Below are 13,684 nucleotides of genomic sequence, written 5' to 3' on the forward strand. Positions count from 1 at the left end.
AAGGCGGAGGCGACGTGACGGGGTGGGCCGGGAAGGTCGGCAGGATCCGGGTGATCGGGACCGGGGTGATGGGCCGCGGGATCGTCCAGCTCGCCGCGACCGCGGGGGTGACCGTCGAGCTCGCCGACGTCCGGCGCGAGGCCGTCGCCGAGGCGATCGAGCACGTCGGCGCGATGGCCGACAAGCTGGCCTCGAAGGGCAAGCTCGACGACGCGCAGGCGGTCAAGGACCGGCTGGTCGCGGTGGACGCGCCCGACGCGCCCGCGGACGGCGTCGACCTCGTCGTCGAGGCCGTCCGGGAAGACCTCGGAACGAAGCGGGCCCTGTTCGCCGGGCTCGAGCGCGTCTGTCCACAGGAGACGATCTTCGCAACGAACACCAGCTCGCTGTCGGTCACCGAGATCGCCGCCGAGCTGGCCGAGCCCGGCAGGCTGATCGGCCTGCACTTCTTCAACCCGGTGCCGCTGATGCGCCTGGTCGAGGTGGTCCCGGGCACGCGCACGCACGACTGGCTGCCCGCCGAGGCCCTCGAGCTGGTCAAGAGCTGGGGTCACGAGCCGGTGCTGGCGAAGGACGCGCCGGGCTTCCTGGTCAACCACGCCGGGCGCGGCCTCAACACCGAGGCGCTGCAGATCCTCGCCGAGGCGCTGGCCGAGCCCGCCGATGTCGACCGCGTCGCGCGGGACGTGCTCGGCCTGAAGCTCGGGCCGTTCGAGCTGCTCGACCTGACCGGGCTCGACGTGTCCCACGCGGTGCTGGAGAGCATCTGGAGCGGCTTCCACGGCGAACCGCGGCTGCGGCCGTCGTGGCTGACCCGGCCGCGCGTCGCCGCCGGCCTGTTCGGGCGCAAGAACGGCGAAGGCTTCTACTCCTACGCCGAGGGAAAGCAGCAGGTCATCGAGGAGCCGGCCGCGCCGCCGAAGCCGACGAGCCCGGTGTTCGCGGCGGACGAGCACCTGGGCCGCGTGCTGTCGGCGGCCGGCGTGCAGGTGGTGTCGGACGCGTACCCGGACGCGGTCCTGCTCGTCCCGCTCTACGGCGAGTCCACAGTGGAAGCGGGCACGCGCGCCGGGCTGCCGCTGGACCGCGTCGCCGGCGTGGATCCTTTGGGCGGCTACGAACGGCGCCTCACGATGTCGGTCCACCCGGGACTCGACCCGGCGGCGGGCCGCGCGGCCTGGGGCGCTCTGGCGGCGACGGGCCACCCGGTGACGGTCGTCCGCGACGGCCCCGCCCCGATCGCCCAGCGCCTCCTGGCCTCCATCGTCAACACGGCATGCTTCATCGCGGGCCAGAACCTGGCGTCCCCGGGCGACATCGACACGGCGGTCCGGTTGGGCCTCGGGTATCCGCGTGGCCCGCTGACCTGGGGAGACCTGGTGGGCGGCGACATCGTGCTGCGGATCCTGCGCGGACTGGCCGCGTCCACCGGGGATCCGCGGTACCGGCCGAGTCCGTGGCTGACCGAGCGGGTGGCACTCGGGCTGCCGCTGACGTCGGCCGGGACGACACCCGCGGCTCTGCGCTCCTGAGTCCACAGAGGACCCGAAACGGACGCGGGCCACCTCCGGAATCCCGGAGACGGCCCGCGTCTGTTCGTTCACTTCCTGACGACCACCGTCACCAGGGGCGGTCGACCGCCCCCGTCTGCGGCGTGTACGTGATGTAGCCGCCCTGGAAGTCGCTGCGGTACACCCCGTTCGTCACGTACTCGTCCGTCGTCGGGTACCGCAGGTACGACCGCTCCCAGCCGAGCGCCGCCCAGCGCTTGCGGATCTCGCCCTTGATCACGTGCGCGCCCGTCGCGTTCGTGAAGTAGATCGAGTGGTTGAAGCTGAAGTGGTTGAACCGGCCGACACCGTCCGGGGTCCCGTCTTCGTCGTTCGTCGGGTAGCCGAGCCCGCGCTCGTACCCGAACGCCGCCCACTTCTTCCGGATCTCGCCGTAGATCGCATGCGCGCCCGTCGCGGGCGTGTAGTAGATCGAACCGACGCCGGCGCCCTTGAGGAAGTGGTTGAAGCGGCCGACGCCGTCCGGGGTCCCGTCCTCGTCGTTCGTCGGGTAGCCCAGGATCTGGCCGTAGCCGAGCGCCGCCCACTTCTTCCGGATCTCACCGTAGATCGCGTGCGCACCCGTCGCGGCCGTGTAGTAGATCGAGCCCTGGTTGCCGCCGTTGTTGAAGTCGTTGAACTGCGCACCGTCCGCATTGGACGCGGTGTCGGTCGTCGGCGGGCCGAGCTTGGTGAGCCCGCCCATGGCGACGTACTTGTCCAGCACCGGACCGGTGAGGAACTTCGTCCCGCCCACGGCACTCCAGTACAGGCGGCCGTTGGCGTACGCCCGGTAGTGGACCGCGCCGTCGGTGACCTCGGCCGCCGTCGGCGCCCCGAGCTTCGCCTGCAACGCCGGGTCGGCGTTGTAGCGCTGGTCGATCGGGGTCGCGTAGTTGGCCGTCAGCGCCAGATCGCCCGTGCCGATCGTGATGACCCACGTGGTGTCCGCCGGTCCGCCCTGCCAGCCGGTGAACTTCGAGACGCCGTCGGTGCCCAGCGGCGCGGCCTCGATGTCGAAGCTGGCGCCCTCGGTCACCAGCGCCGTGCTGACACCGCCCTCGACCGGGATGCTCAGCGCCGCGGGCTGCGTGCTGAGCAAGGTGATCCGGTGCTGGCGCGGCATCGCCGTGTACGTCTTGGACGTGGTGACGCCCGCACTGTCGGTCACCGTCGCGGTGAACTCCATCCGGGAGTCCGGGTGCTCGGTGAACGGCTGCGCGAAGCTCGCCCCGGTGCCGCCGGCGCCGGGGTGCGAGTGGCAGGTCGCCTCGCTCGGGCAGTGCCGGACCGCGGTGGTCCACGTGATCGGCAGCGTGCCGTCCTCGGCGTCGGTCGCCGTGGCGCTCAGGTCGACCTGCTGGCTGACCGCGAACGTCGCGGTGTCCCCGGGCGTGGTCACCGTGAGCTGCGGGGTGTGGTTGCCGGGCGCGACCTTGATGTCGGTCGTGCCGGTGAGACCCAGCGGGTCCCGGACCGTCAGCTTCGCGGTGAACGACTCGGTGCCCGCCGCGTACTGGTGGCTGGTGGTGGGCCCGGCGTTGGCCGCGGTGGTCCCGTCACCGAAGTCCCAGTCGTACTTCAGCAGGTCGTTGTCGTAGTCGACCGACGTCGAGCCGTCGAAGGACACCGTGCGGGTGTCCGGGTCGGTGGTCGTCGTGGCCTTGGCGACCGGCGCGGTGTTGCCCGCCGAGTAGCTCAGCCGGCGCAGGTTGCCGCTGAGGATGTCGGCGTAGACGATGTCGCCGTTCGGCGCCGCCGCGAACTTGACCGGGCCGCCGATGCCGGTGAAGACCGGCGGGTTCTCCGGGGCCTGCGTGAGCTTGCCCTGGTCGTCGTAGCGCAGGGTCCAGATCTTGTTGGTCACGTAGTCGCCGAAGAAGTACGAGCCGCGGTAGGACGCCGGGTAGCTGGATCCGTTGTAGACGATTCCGCCGGTGACGCTGTTGCCCTGCATCGTGCCGGCACCGTGCTGGTACTCGAAGATCGGCGCCTGGTTCGGCACACCGGCGCAGCCCGCGAGAGTGCTGTAGCCCGAGACCGGGTGATTGCCTTCCCAGCACGGCCAGCCCTGGTTGGATCCGCGCTGGACGACGTCGACCTCTTCCCAGACGTTCCAGCCGACGTCACCGACGACCGGCAGGCCGGAGTTCGAGTCGATGGTCATCCGGAACGGGTTGCGGAACCCGCGCGCGAAGACCTTGCTGGCGGTCGACGCCGGGTTGGCCGCGTCGTAGTACGGGTTGCCCGGCACGCCCTTGCCGTCGGCGGCCAGGTGGAAGATCTTGCCGTACGGCTGGTTGATGTCCTGCGAGCGCAGCGCGCCCGCGTCCACCTTTTCGAAGTCGGCGTTGTCGCCGATGGACAGCCACAGCGTGCCATCGGCGGCGGGGACGACGCCGTTGATGCCGTGGACTTCGTAGATGCCCGGCACCTCGAACAGCGCCTGCTCGCCGGACAGCGACGCGGGCGCGCCGGCCGCGTCCAGGCCCACGGTGAACTTCGAAAGCCGCATGACGAAGCCGCCGGTGACGTTCAGCGAGCGCGTGACGTAGATCGTGTGCGACGTCGCGTAGTCCGGTGCGACGGCCAGCCCGACCAGGCCGATGTCACTGATCTCGCGGGTCGGCAGCGTCGCGATGGTCCGCGGCGTCCCACTGGTCGGAACCCACTGGACACGGCCGTTCTTCGCCGTGGCGAGGACGGACTGGTCCGGCAGGTACGCGAAGTCGGTGAGCTGGAGCTTCCCCGCTCCGGTGTCGGTGTCCCGCAGGACGAACCCCGGCGGGAGCGTGGTCGCCGCTGCCGCCACCCCCGTGGTCACGACGGGCAGCAGCGCCCCTGTCAACACCGTCGCCACGAAGGCGTGACGTAGTGCTCTGAGCTTTCCCAAGGCCATTTGGCCCCCCTTCCCAAGCGATCACTTATCGCCTGAGCAAGGGGGCCAGTTGCACTCGGCCGCGTGAATTTATCTGTTCGTGACCTACTGTCCGTGTTGGCCGGTCTGTGATTAGGGGACAACCTGCACGACATCACCGATATGCAGGGTGGTGAAGAACTTCAGCGACGCGCTCGCCGACAGGTGGATGCAGCCGTGCGAGTACACCGACAGGCTGCCGGTGTGGAAGGCGTCGCCCGGGTAGAAGAACACCGAGTTCGGCATCGGCGCGTTGTCGAACTCCTTCGACAGGTGCACCTTTTCCTTCGACAGCACGTGGAACGTGCCGGTCGGCGTCGCGTAGCCCTTGCGGCCCGGCAGCATCGGCACCGGCCCGTAGACGACCTTGCCGCCCTGCAGGATCCACGCCTTGTGCGCGGAGATGTCGACGCAGGCGGCGGTGCCCGGCGCGGCGGCCGCGGCGGCGCACGGGACGCCGGGGTTGGCCGCCGGAGCGACCGGCTTGGGCTTGGGCTTCGGCTTGGCCGAGGTGCTGGTCGGCGCCGGCTTCGTGGTCGACGGCGTCGGGGTCGGGGTGGCGCTGGTCGTCGTGGTGGGGGCCGCGGTGGTGCTCGACGTGGTCGGCGCCCCGCCTCCCGTACCCGCGGCGGCGACGGCCCCGCCGCCCGCGTTCGGCGTCGCCGCCCCACCCCCGGAGCAGGCGGCCAGCACGAACGCGGTGGCCAGCGCGGCCGCTCCCGCCAAAAGCCTCTTCACGATCCGTTACCCCCATACTCGATCATCGCTTGTGGACACCCGTAAAGACGGCGGTCACCCGTTCGAGGTTCGTCCGCGAAGGTCACGATTTGGGTAGCCCGGACGGGTGGCGTCTCCACCCGCGGGTTGACCCCCGGTTCCACCCGGGCCCGGTCCCCACGCCGACGATTCCGCCGCGCCGTTCGCCGAAGCTGGGAGCACCTCGAAACCAAGGAGCCCGCAATGCCCAGCGCAGCGAACGTCCTGCTCTACGCGGTCATCGCCGCCTACGTCCTCTACAAGGTCGTCTACAAGCAGATCCGCGGCACGCTGCTCACCCGCCGGACCCTGGTGCTGATGCCGCTGATCCTGGTAGCCGTCGGCGCCTACCTCGCCGCGGAGGCCCTGCCGGGCGCGTCGCCCGCCGAACTCGGGCTGCTCGGCGCCGATCTCGTCGTCCTCGCCGGCCTGGGCGTGCTGCGCAGCACCACGACGACGCTCACCGAACGCGACGGCACGACGTTCCAGAAGGGCTCGGCCGTCACCGTCGGGCTGTGGCTGCTGACCATCGCCGTCCGGGTGGGCCTGGTGGCGCTGGGCACCGCGCTCGGGGTCGCCGGCCCGCTGACGTCGGCGTCGATCGCGCTCACCCTGGGCGTCAGCATCGCGGTGCAGAACGCGACGACCTACTCCCGCATCCAGCGGCGCGGCCTGCCGCTCGCCGACCGGCCGGCGGCGGCGCTCAGCCGCTGACGCGCCCCAGCATCCGCGCGTACATCCGGCCCGGGCTGGGCACCGACGGCGGCACCAGGAACCCCGGCAGCGGGGGCAGCTCACCGACGAACGCGCCGAGCCGGTCGTACAGCGCGGCCGCCCCGGGTGGCCGCGCTTCGGGATCCTTCGCCAGCGTCTCCGCGAGCAGCGCGTTGAGCTGCTTCGGGACTCCCGCCACCGGCGGCGGCAGCTCCTTGACCTGCCGCTCGAACACGGCGTACGCGGTGGGCCCGTCGAAGAGCCGCCGCCCGGTGAGCATCTCGTGCAGCACGCACCCCAGCGCGTACAGATCGCTTCGCGGTTCGGCGCCGCCGCGCTGGATCTGCTCGGGCGCCATGTACGACGGCGTCCCCAGCAGCTGCCCGGCCCGCGTGAACTGCGCGGCGTCGGCCTCGCGCAGCACCGCGAGCCCGAAGTCCATCACCTTGACGCCGCCGTCCGGCCCGAGCATCAGGTTGGACGGCTTGAGGTCGCGGTGGCACACCGCGAGCGCGTGGGCGGCGGTCAGCACCGCGCACGCCTGCGCGGCGATCGCCGCGGCCCACGGCACCGGCAGCGGCCCGTGCTCGGCGAGCAGGTCGGCGACCGTCACACCGTCGACGAACTGCATGACCTGGAACAACCGGTCGTCGTGGGTGCCGTAGTCGTACAGCGTCGGCACGCCGGGATGGTCGAGCGTCGCGAGGATCCGTGCTTCACGCGCGAAGCGGGCTTCGAGTTCTTCGTCCCGGCCCGGCAGCCTGAGCAGCTTGATCGCCACGCGCCGGCCGAGCCGCCGGTCGCGCCCGCCGTGCACCGCGCCCATCCCGCCGCGCCCGAGCGGCAGCTCGTCGAGCTCGTAGCGGTCGGCGATCAGCATCCGTTCCCCTATCGGCCCGGTGTGAGCCGTCCTTCGACAAGTCCCGCGAAGCCTAGCCGGACCAGCTCACGGCCCGTTTCGGCCGTCTCGCGCAGGACGGCGTCGAACTCGGCGAGCCGCCGGAAGACCTGGCCGTACTCGCGCTGGACGCCGATCGCGACCCGCGGGATCCGCACGCGCCTGCTGTCGATGCGCGTCGACGCGGACGCGGCGGGCAGGTCGGCCGCGCGCAGGCAGCCGGCCAGGAAGTCCGCGTCCAGCCGGTCCGGGTCGACGCGGTACACGGTGAGCCCGGGCCCGACCGGTTCCGGTGGTCCACTGTGGACGTACGCGATCCCGGTCACGGACGCGACGACGTCACCGGCTTCGGCGTTCGGGTGCTCGGCGTCGGCGCGGGCCGCGTGCTTGACCTCGACGACCCCGGCCTTGACCAGCTCGCCGATCGTCGTGAACGCCGGTTCGGTGTCGGCGGCTTCCAGCGCCGGCAGCCGCGGGGCCAGCGCGGCGAACCGGCCCCGCACGGCCTGGAAAGCTTGGCCGAGGTCCTCGTCACGGCCGCGGCGCCGGGCCGGCGTGAGGTCGACGTCGTCGTCGAGCAGGTCGATGATCCGGACGCCGGATTCGGGGTGCTCGCCGAACTCCCGCCACATCTCGTCCACTGTGGACAAATCCTCCCCCGCCTCCGCCAGCAGGACGGTGGACGGCGGACGCTGCCCGGGCACCGGCCGCCGCAGCAGCCAGAGGTCGGGGCCGGCCGGCGTCAGCGTGACGACCGCGCGCACCGCGCCCGCGCGCAACAGGTTGCCGCGGATGCGCTTCCCGCTGCGCCGCCCGGCCGCCGCGCCGGGCATCAGGATCGCCACCGTGCCACCGGGTTCGACGTGGGCGAGGCAGTGCTGCACCCACGCGAGTTCGGGCTCGCCACGCGGCGGCAGGCCGTACTCCCAGCGCGCGTCGCCGACGAGTTCGTCGTGTCCCCAGGCCCGTTCGTTGAACGGCGGGTCGCACAGCACGGCTTCGGCGGTCCGGCCGGCGAAGGCGTCTTCGCGCAGCGCGTCGACGGCGTGGACCTCGGCCTCGATGCCGCGCAGCCGCAGCCGCACCGTCGCGATCGAAGCCGTCATCGGGTCACTGTCCTGACCCAGCACGGTTTTCGCGCCGCTCGCCAGCGCGAGGGCGCCGAAGCCGCACGCCGGGTCGAGGATCGCCGAAACCGGGCCGGCGAGCCGGGCCATCAGCTCGGCGACCGGCTCCGGGGTGGCCGACAGCCGCCGCGAATGCGCTTCGAAGTACCGGCGGCACAACAGCTCGAACGACTCCAGCGGCCCGGCGCGATGGGTCATCTCGCTGAGCAGGGCGAGCAGCTCGGGGTCGTCGAGCTTGCTGTCGAAAGTGTCGAGGATTCCGGCCTGGAAGGCGAAGAAAGCACCCGCGCGGCTCACGCGCTCGGCGAGGCCGAGGTCGTCGCCCAGGGCGCGCAGGCGCTGCCACGCGCGTTCGCCGGCGGACAGCTCGAACTTCTTGCCGCGGGCGCGGAACCAGCCGGCGACGGCGGACAGGCCGAACAGCGGGCTCGACGCCGTGCCGCCGACGGGCGGCGGGAAGTCCGGGTAGCGACGGCGCCAGTTGCTCACCGCGGCCCGGCCGACCCCGGCGAGCCGCGCGATATCGGCCGCGCTGACCGTGGCGTCGTCGTCCATGGCGGGCACTCTATCGGAGGGTGCTCCATTCAGCCGGATTGCTTGTGAACTCAGTCAACCAATGCTTTCATGGGGACATGACACACGATCGGTACGTCCTGCGGTACGCCGCGGGGTCGGACGTCGGCCGGCGACGCCGGGTCAACGAGGACTCGCTGTACGCGAGTTCCCGTCTGCTCGCCGTCGCCGACGGCATCGGTGGCCAGCCGCACGGCGAAGTCGCCAGCGCGACCGCGGTCGACGTGCTGCGCGAGCTCGACGTCGACCTCCGGCGGATGGACCTCACGGGCGTCGACCTGGCCGCGACCCTGGCCGGCGTGGTCAAGTCGATCGACCAGCGGCTGACGGAGGTCGCTGCCAACGAGCCGGCGACCGTCGGCATGGGCACGACCCTGACGGTACTGATGTTCGACGGCGTCGAGTTCGCGGCGGCCCACGTCGGCGACTCCCGCGGGTACCTGCTGCGCGAAGGCGGCCTGCGCCGGCTGACCCGCGACCACACGCTCGTGCAGGCCCTGGTCGAGGACGGCCGGGTCGCGGCCGAGGACGCGGCCTCGCACCCGCGGCGTTCGCTGCTGATGAAGGCCCTGCAGACGACGGGCTCCAGCGACCCCGACATCTGGACGTTCAAGGCGAAGCCAGGCGACCGGTACCTGCTCTGTTCGGACGGCCTGAGCGGCCCGGTGACCGAGGCGACCATGCGCGACGTCCTGGCGGCGATCCCGGACCCGGCCGAGGTGATCCCCGAGCTGATCCGCCTGGCCAACGAAGGCGGCGGCCCGGACAACATCACCTGCGTGGTGGCCGACATCGTCCCGGCGCCCCGCCCCACCGACGGCTGAGACCCACCTTCAGGTCCCGGGACGGCCATCCGGTATCGTCTCCTGCGGAGGATTGGCCGAGCGGCCTAAGGCGCACGCTTGGAAAGCGTGTTGGGTTCACGCCCTCGCAGGTTCGAATCCTGTATCCTCCGCACTTGAACAGGCGAAACGCCGGGCCGCGCGCCCGGCGTTTCGTCGTTCCGCTCCGGAAATCGGTGGCCTGCCCCGAATCCGCCCGCACGCGCACCTGCCCGTGCGGTTGCTCGGCCGCCCCGCCGCTGCCCGAAATGTGAAATGTCTTTCGAGCGATTGCCGGACAAATTCGCTCGTCCACAGGGAGTTACCAGTAGGGCTGAACGCAGCCCGTTGCTCCGGTCGCGCTAGTCTCACCCCAACCCGAGCCCGACGCTTCCAGAAAGGCCAGCAGTGGCACGAAAACCGCTCTGACCTGGGGTAGCGCCGGCCAGCGACTTCAGTGTGCAAGAGACGTGCCAGGTCAACCCCGGCACGCACCGTGATCGGCCCGGCCCCGGACGTTCCCACGTCCGGGGCCTTGCTGATTCCAGGCCCGTGATCACTCCGCACAGTCAGATGATCACGCTGAGTCGTTGGATCTGTTTCAATGGATTCGCCCCCGTACGACCGACGAAATTTCGAGGAGTAGAGGCCCGATGGCCGGAGTCGAAGAGATCCGCGCTGGCATCGCGCTCGCCAATGAAAAGGCGTCCGCGAGCATCGCCGCCCTGCAGCAGGCAGCGCAGTCTCTCGAAGAAGCCCAGCAGTCGCTCGCACAAGCGACGCAAGGCAGCAGCCAGCACGAAGTGAGCCAGGCACACGGGTTGCTGGCGGAGGCACTGCAAGGCATCAACGGCTTGCAGAGCACGGTCCAAGCAAGCATTTCCTCCGCCGACTCCTACTCGGCGCGTCTCTAGCCGGATGTCGCTTGCCGAACTCCACCAGCTGCTCACCGCCGCCGTGGCCGGGCTCGCCGACGCGCGCGCCCACTCCGAGCGGGCCACAAGCCTGCTCGGCGAAGCCCGGCAAGCTCTCGTGGACGCCCAGGCCAAGGCCGATCCCTGGCTTCCTTCGCAGTACGCGCAGGCCGGCGAGGGGCTGGATCAGCTCCTCGTCCGCCTGGCCGCTGCCGAAGATCTGGTGAGCGGATACCGGTCGCGCCTGTAATCCTTTTGGGGACACCTTTCTTGGGGACGCCGATGGCCAACAAAGCAGCCGAGCAACGCAACCGCGTCGAAACCGCACTCGACCGGGTCCGCCACCAGATCGGGCTGGTCCTGGGCGCGGCGGCCGGTGCGCGCCAAGCCGCGGAGGCCGACCTCGCCAAACTCGAGCTGGAGCGCGACATCGTCCGCGTCGGCATGAACCACGCCACTCCGGAACAGCAGAACGAGTGGTCCCGGCACCCCGCCGCGCACGAAGTGTTCGGCGCGCTCGGCAGTGTGCGAAGCGCTTTCTACGTCGACTGGGGTCAAGGCCCTTCGACGCTGCGCGAACTCGTCTCGCAGAACGCACCCGGCCCGGCCGGGCTGCCACCGGGTGACTGGCTCGGCCGCGTCGGCCACAACGCCGGCATCACCTCGCCCGGCCTGTGGCGCGTCGGCTCCGCGACGGCGGCCGGCGGCGACGCCACCCGCACGTTCGACGTCGCCGTCCCGCTCCTCGACGAGTCGCACCTGGCGATCACGTCGGCGCCGAAGACGCGCCCGACCATCGACGGCATCGTGCAGAACCTGCTGATCCGCGTGCTCTCGACGTTCGAACCGGGTGCCGTGCGCGTGCACCTGTGGGACATCGGGCAGCTGACCGCGATCCTGCCCGACCTCTACCCGCTGAGCCGCACGAGCGCGCTTTCCCTGTACGACCCGGGCCGGCTCGAGGACCTCCTCGACGAGCTGGCCGGGCACATCCGCCGCATCCACGCGACCGGGATGCAGGCGGGGCACACGTCGCTGCGCGAGCTGCGCGTCGCCCGGCAGGAGCGGGTCGAGCCGTACCGCATCGTCGTGCTGTACGGGAACGGCGAAACCCTCGAGCCGGAGCGCGCCCGCGACCTCAAGCGCGTCGCGAGCGGTGCGCTGGCCGCGGGAATCTGCCTGATCATGATCGACGTGCCGACCGCCGTGAGCGCGTCGGTCGAGACGCTCAGCCTCATCGACGACCGGCACGCGATCAGCAGCATGACCGGCACCGACCTGGTCGTCGACCTCGATCCGCCGATGCCGTCGGGGCAGGTCATCCGGGCCGCCGACCGGATCGCCGCGGCGCTGATCGCCAAGCAGGGCGGACCGCGGTCGTTCGACGACCTGCTGCCGGCCGAGCTCGGGCACGAAAGCTCGGCGCGGGAGCTGCGCGCACCGGTCGGGTTCTTCGAGGGCGAGCCGGTCGAGGTCGTCATCGGCGACGCGAGCCCGCACGTCCTGATCGGCGGGCCGTCCGGTTCGGGCAAGACGAACTTCCTGTACGCGCTGCTCGGCAGCCTCGCGGCCCGGTACGACCCGAACGAGCTGGCGCTGTACCTGCTGGACTTCAAGGAAGGCGTCTCGTTCGCCGGCCTGGCGCCGGGGCGCAAGGACGCGAGCTGGCTGCCGCACGCGCGGCTCGTCGGCGTCAACGTCAACACCGACCGCGAGTTCGGCCTGGCGCTGCTGCGCTTCCTGGCCGACGAGCTGCGGCGCCGGTCCGCCGCCGCGAAGGAGCACGAGGTCACCAACCTCGCCGACCTCCGCGAAGCCGACCCCGGCGGGCACTGGCCGCGGATCGTCGCCGTGATCGACGAGTTCCAGTACCTGTTCGCGGGCCGCGACCAGGTGACGGCGACGGCCACGCAGCTGCTGGAGGACATCGCGCGGCGCGGCCGGTCGCAGGGCATCCACCTGGTGCTGGCGAGCCAGGACGTCGCCGGCATCGAGGCGTTCTGGGGCAAGCCGGCGGTGTTCGAACAGTGCACGCTGCGCATCGCGATGCCGAAGGCGCGGCGCGTGCTGGCCGAGACGAACAACGCCGCGGTCTCGGCGCCGAAGTGGCACGGCGTGATCAACCACGACTCCGGCGTCGCGCACGGCAACCAGCTCGCCCACATCCCGGACGCCAGCAGCAAGAACGTGTTCGTCCGGCTGCAGCACCGGTTGTGGGAGGAGTACCAGGGCCGGTTCCCGCGCCCCCGCCTGTTCGACGGCGCGCATTCGCCGGTGCTGGAACAGTTCTCGGCGTATCTCGACCTGAAGCCGAACTCGCGGCCGCGGGCCCTGCTGGGGCAGTCGATCGACGTCGCCGAGGCCGCGTGCAGCGTGGAGCTGCCACGGGCGCCGGGCCGCAACGTCGCGGTGCTCGGGTCGGCCACCGCCGAAGCACTGTCCATCATGGACTCGGCGGCGCGCTCGCTGTCGCGGCAGTACGAGCCGGGCGAGGTCGAGTTCGTGCTGAGCTGCCCGATCGAGGCCTGCGCCCCGGCGGCACTGGAGCTGACCGAGCGGCTGCGCGCCGACGGCCACGCGGCCACGCTGGTCGACGACCTGACCGGCGTCCTGGAGTCGATGACGGGCTCGATGTCCGGCGGCGCGAAGATCCTGCTCCTGTACGGGGTGGACGCGGCGCTGCCGACGTTGGAAGTGAAAGCCGTCGGGCAGCTGAAGAGCGGCCTCGACCACCTGCGGCTGGTGCTCAAACACGGGCCGGGCCACGGCATCCACACGATCGGCTGGTGGCGCAGCATCGCCCGGCTCAAGGACACGCTCGGCTTCGCGGGCACCGACGACATCGGCACGTGGGCGGCGCTCGACGTCCAGGGCAACGAGCTGTCGCCATTCGCGGCGGGCCAGGTGGTGCACTGGTCGCCGCGGCCGGGCCGCGCGTTGTTCTTCGACCGCACGACCCACGGCGCTCCCGAAGTGATCATCCCGTTCCAGCGCCCGGAGAACGCACAGTGACCGACGACGGCGCCACCGCGGCCATGCGGTACAAGGAAATCATCGCCCTGTCCCGGGGCTCGGCGGAGAACCTGCGCGAATGGGAGCTGGCGCGCGCCGAAGCGCTGACGGGAGAGATCGAGGAAGCCCAGACGGCGATCGAGGTGGCGACCGAGCGCGAGGCCCGCGCGGCCGAGCGCGCGACGCGCTGGTGGAAGATGGCGCTGCACAACATCCAGGGCCTGCTCTGGCTGGACCCGGGCGACGAGCCCCGCCCCGTCCTGACCGCGCGCCCGGCGTATCTGGAGCGGTACCTCGAGGAGGTCAAGCCCAGTTACCAGGAGCTGGTGCAGGCGGTGCTGAGCCTGGGGTGGCGCGCCAAACGAGCGGCGCCGAAGCGGGGAGAGCAGCCGCCGGTCTAGC

Annotated in this window: 11 protein-coding genes and 1 tRNA gene; 8 read left to right on the forward strand and 4 right to left on the reverse strand. The window is 71.4% G+C overall.

Features of this window, described 5'->3' with window-relative positions; translation table 11 throughout:
• Positions 1–14: 14 nt before the first annotated feature.
• Positions 15–1,532 carry a 3-hydroxyacyl-CoA dehydrogenase gene (locus AB0M83_RS05450; protein WP_364512823.1) on the forward strand — a complete coding sequence of 506 codons (1,518 nt, stop codon included), beginning with the start codon at positions 15–17 and terminating at the stop codon, positions 1,530–1,532.
• Between the two features lie 88 nt (positions 1,533–1,620).
• Here AB0M83_RS05450 and AB0M83_RS05455 read toward each other — a convergent pair whose 3' ends face one another.
• Together AB0M83_RS05455 and AB0M83_RS05460 are read right to left on the reverse strand one after the other, a co-directional pair.
• Complete coding sequence (locus tag AB0M83_RS05455) at positions 1,621–4,449, reverse strand: PQQ-dependent sugar dehydrogenase (RefSeq protein WP_364512825.1); 2,829 nt, start codon at positions 4,447–4,449, stop codon at positions 1,621–1,623.
• Positions 4,450–4,560: 111 nt separating this feature from the next.
• Complete coding sequence (locus AB0M83_RS05460; protein ID WP_364512828.1) at positions 4,561–5,205, reverse strand: L,D-transpeptidase; 645 nt, start codon at positions 5,203–5,205, stop codon at positions 4,561–4,563.
• A gap of 222 nt (positions 5,206–5,427) precedes the next feature.
• On the opposite strand from AB0M83_RS05460, the gene AB0M83_RS05465 reads away from it, so the two are divergent.
• Entirely contained in the window at positions 5,428–5,937 is a 510-nt protein-coding gene (locus tag AB0M83_RS05465; protein WP_364512831.1) for a hypothetical protein, read from the forward strand.
• Here AB0M83_RS05465 and AB0M83_RS05470 read toward each other — a convergent pair.
• Both AB0M83_RS05470 and AB0M83_RS05475 read right to left on the reverse strand, forming a co-directional pair.
• The gene (locus tag AB0M83_RS05470) at positions 5,927–6,817 is read right to left on the reverse strand and encodes a serine/threonine-protein kinase (protein WP_364512834.1); all 891 of its coding nucleotides are present in this window, start codon (positions 6,815–6,817) and stop codon (positions 5,927–5,929) included. The genes AB0M83_RS05465 and AB0M83_RS05470 overlap by 11 nt on opposite strands.
• Positions 6,818–6,825: 8 nt before the next feature.
• The gene (locus AB0M83_RS05475) at positions 6,826–8,517 is read right to left on the reverse strand and encodes an N-6 DNA methylase (RefSeq protein WP_364512837.1); all 1,692 of its coding nucleotides are present in this window, start codon (positions 8,515–8,517) and stop codon (positions 6,826–6,828) included.
• Between the two features lie 77 nt (positions 8,518–8,594).
• On the opposite strand from AB0M83_RS05475, the gene AB0M83_RS05480 reads away from it, so the two are divergent.
• The 6 genes from AB0M83_RS05480 to AB0M83_RS05505 all read left to right on the forward strand — a co-directional run bounded on the left by AB0M83_RS05480 (position 8,595) and on the right by AB0M83_RS05505 (position 13,683).
• Positions 8,595–9,359, forward strand: coding sequence for a protein phosphatase 2C domain-containing protein (locus AB0M83_RS05480; protein ID WP_364512840.1), 765 nt, complete (start codon positions 8,595–8,597; stop codon positions 9,357–9,359).
• A 46-nt stretch (positions 9,360–9,405) separates the two neighbouring features.
• Positions 9,406–9,490 (forward strand) — tRNA-Ser (locus tag AB0M83_RS05485).
• A 519-nt stretch (positions 9,491–10,009) separates the two neighbouring features.
• Positions 10,010–10,270: a hypothetical protein gene (locus tag AB0M83_RS05490; RefSeq protein WP_003056176.1), complete on the forward strand. Its 261-nt coding sequence runs from the start codon at positions 10,010–10,012 to the stop codon at positions 10,268–10,270.
• A 4-nt stretch (positions 10,271–10,274) separates the two neighbouring features.
• Positions 10,275–10,520 (forward strand): hypothetical protein, encoded by a 246-nt coding sequence (locus tag AB0M83_RS05495; RefSeq protein WP_286001186.1) that lies wholly within the window; start codon positions 10,275–10,277, stop codon positions 10,518–10,520.
• Positions 10,521–10,552: 32 nt separating this feature from the next.
• Positions 10,553–13,282 (forward strand): FtsK/SpoIIIE domain-containing protein, encoded by a 2,730-nt coding sequence (locus tag AB0M83_RS05500; protein WP_364512844.1) that lies wholly within the window; start codon positions 10,553–10,555, stop codon positions 13,280–13,282.
• The gene (locus tag AB0M83_RS05505) at positions 13,279–13,683 is read left to right on the forward strand and encodes a hypothetical protein (protein WP_364512847.1); all 405 of its coding nucleotides are present in this window, start codon (positions 13,279–13,281) and stop codon (positions 13,681–13,683) included. Before AB0M83_RS05500 ends, AB0M83_RS05505 begins: the two co-directional genes overlap by 4 nt.
• Position 13,684 lies beyond the last annotated feature (1 nt).

This window comes from Amycolatopsis sp. NPDC051106, from assembly GCF_040682775.1.
Lineage (GTDB): Bacteria > Actinomycetota > Actinomycetes > Mycobacteriales > Pseudonocardiaceae > Amycolatopsis.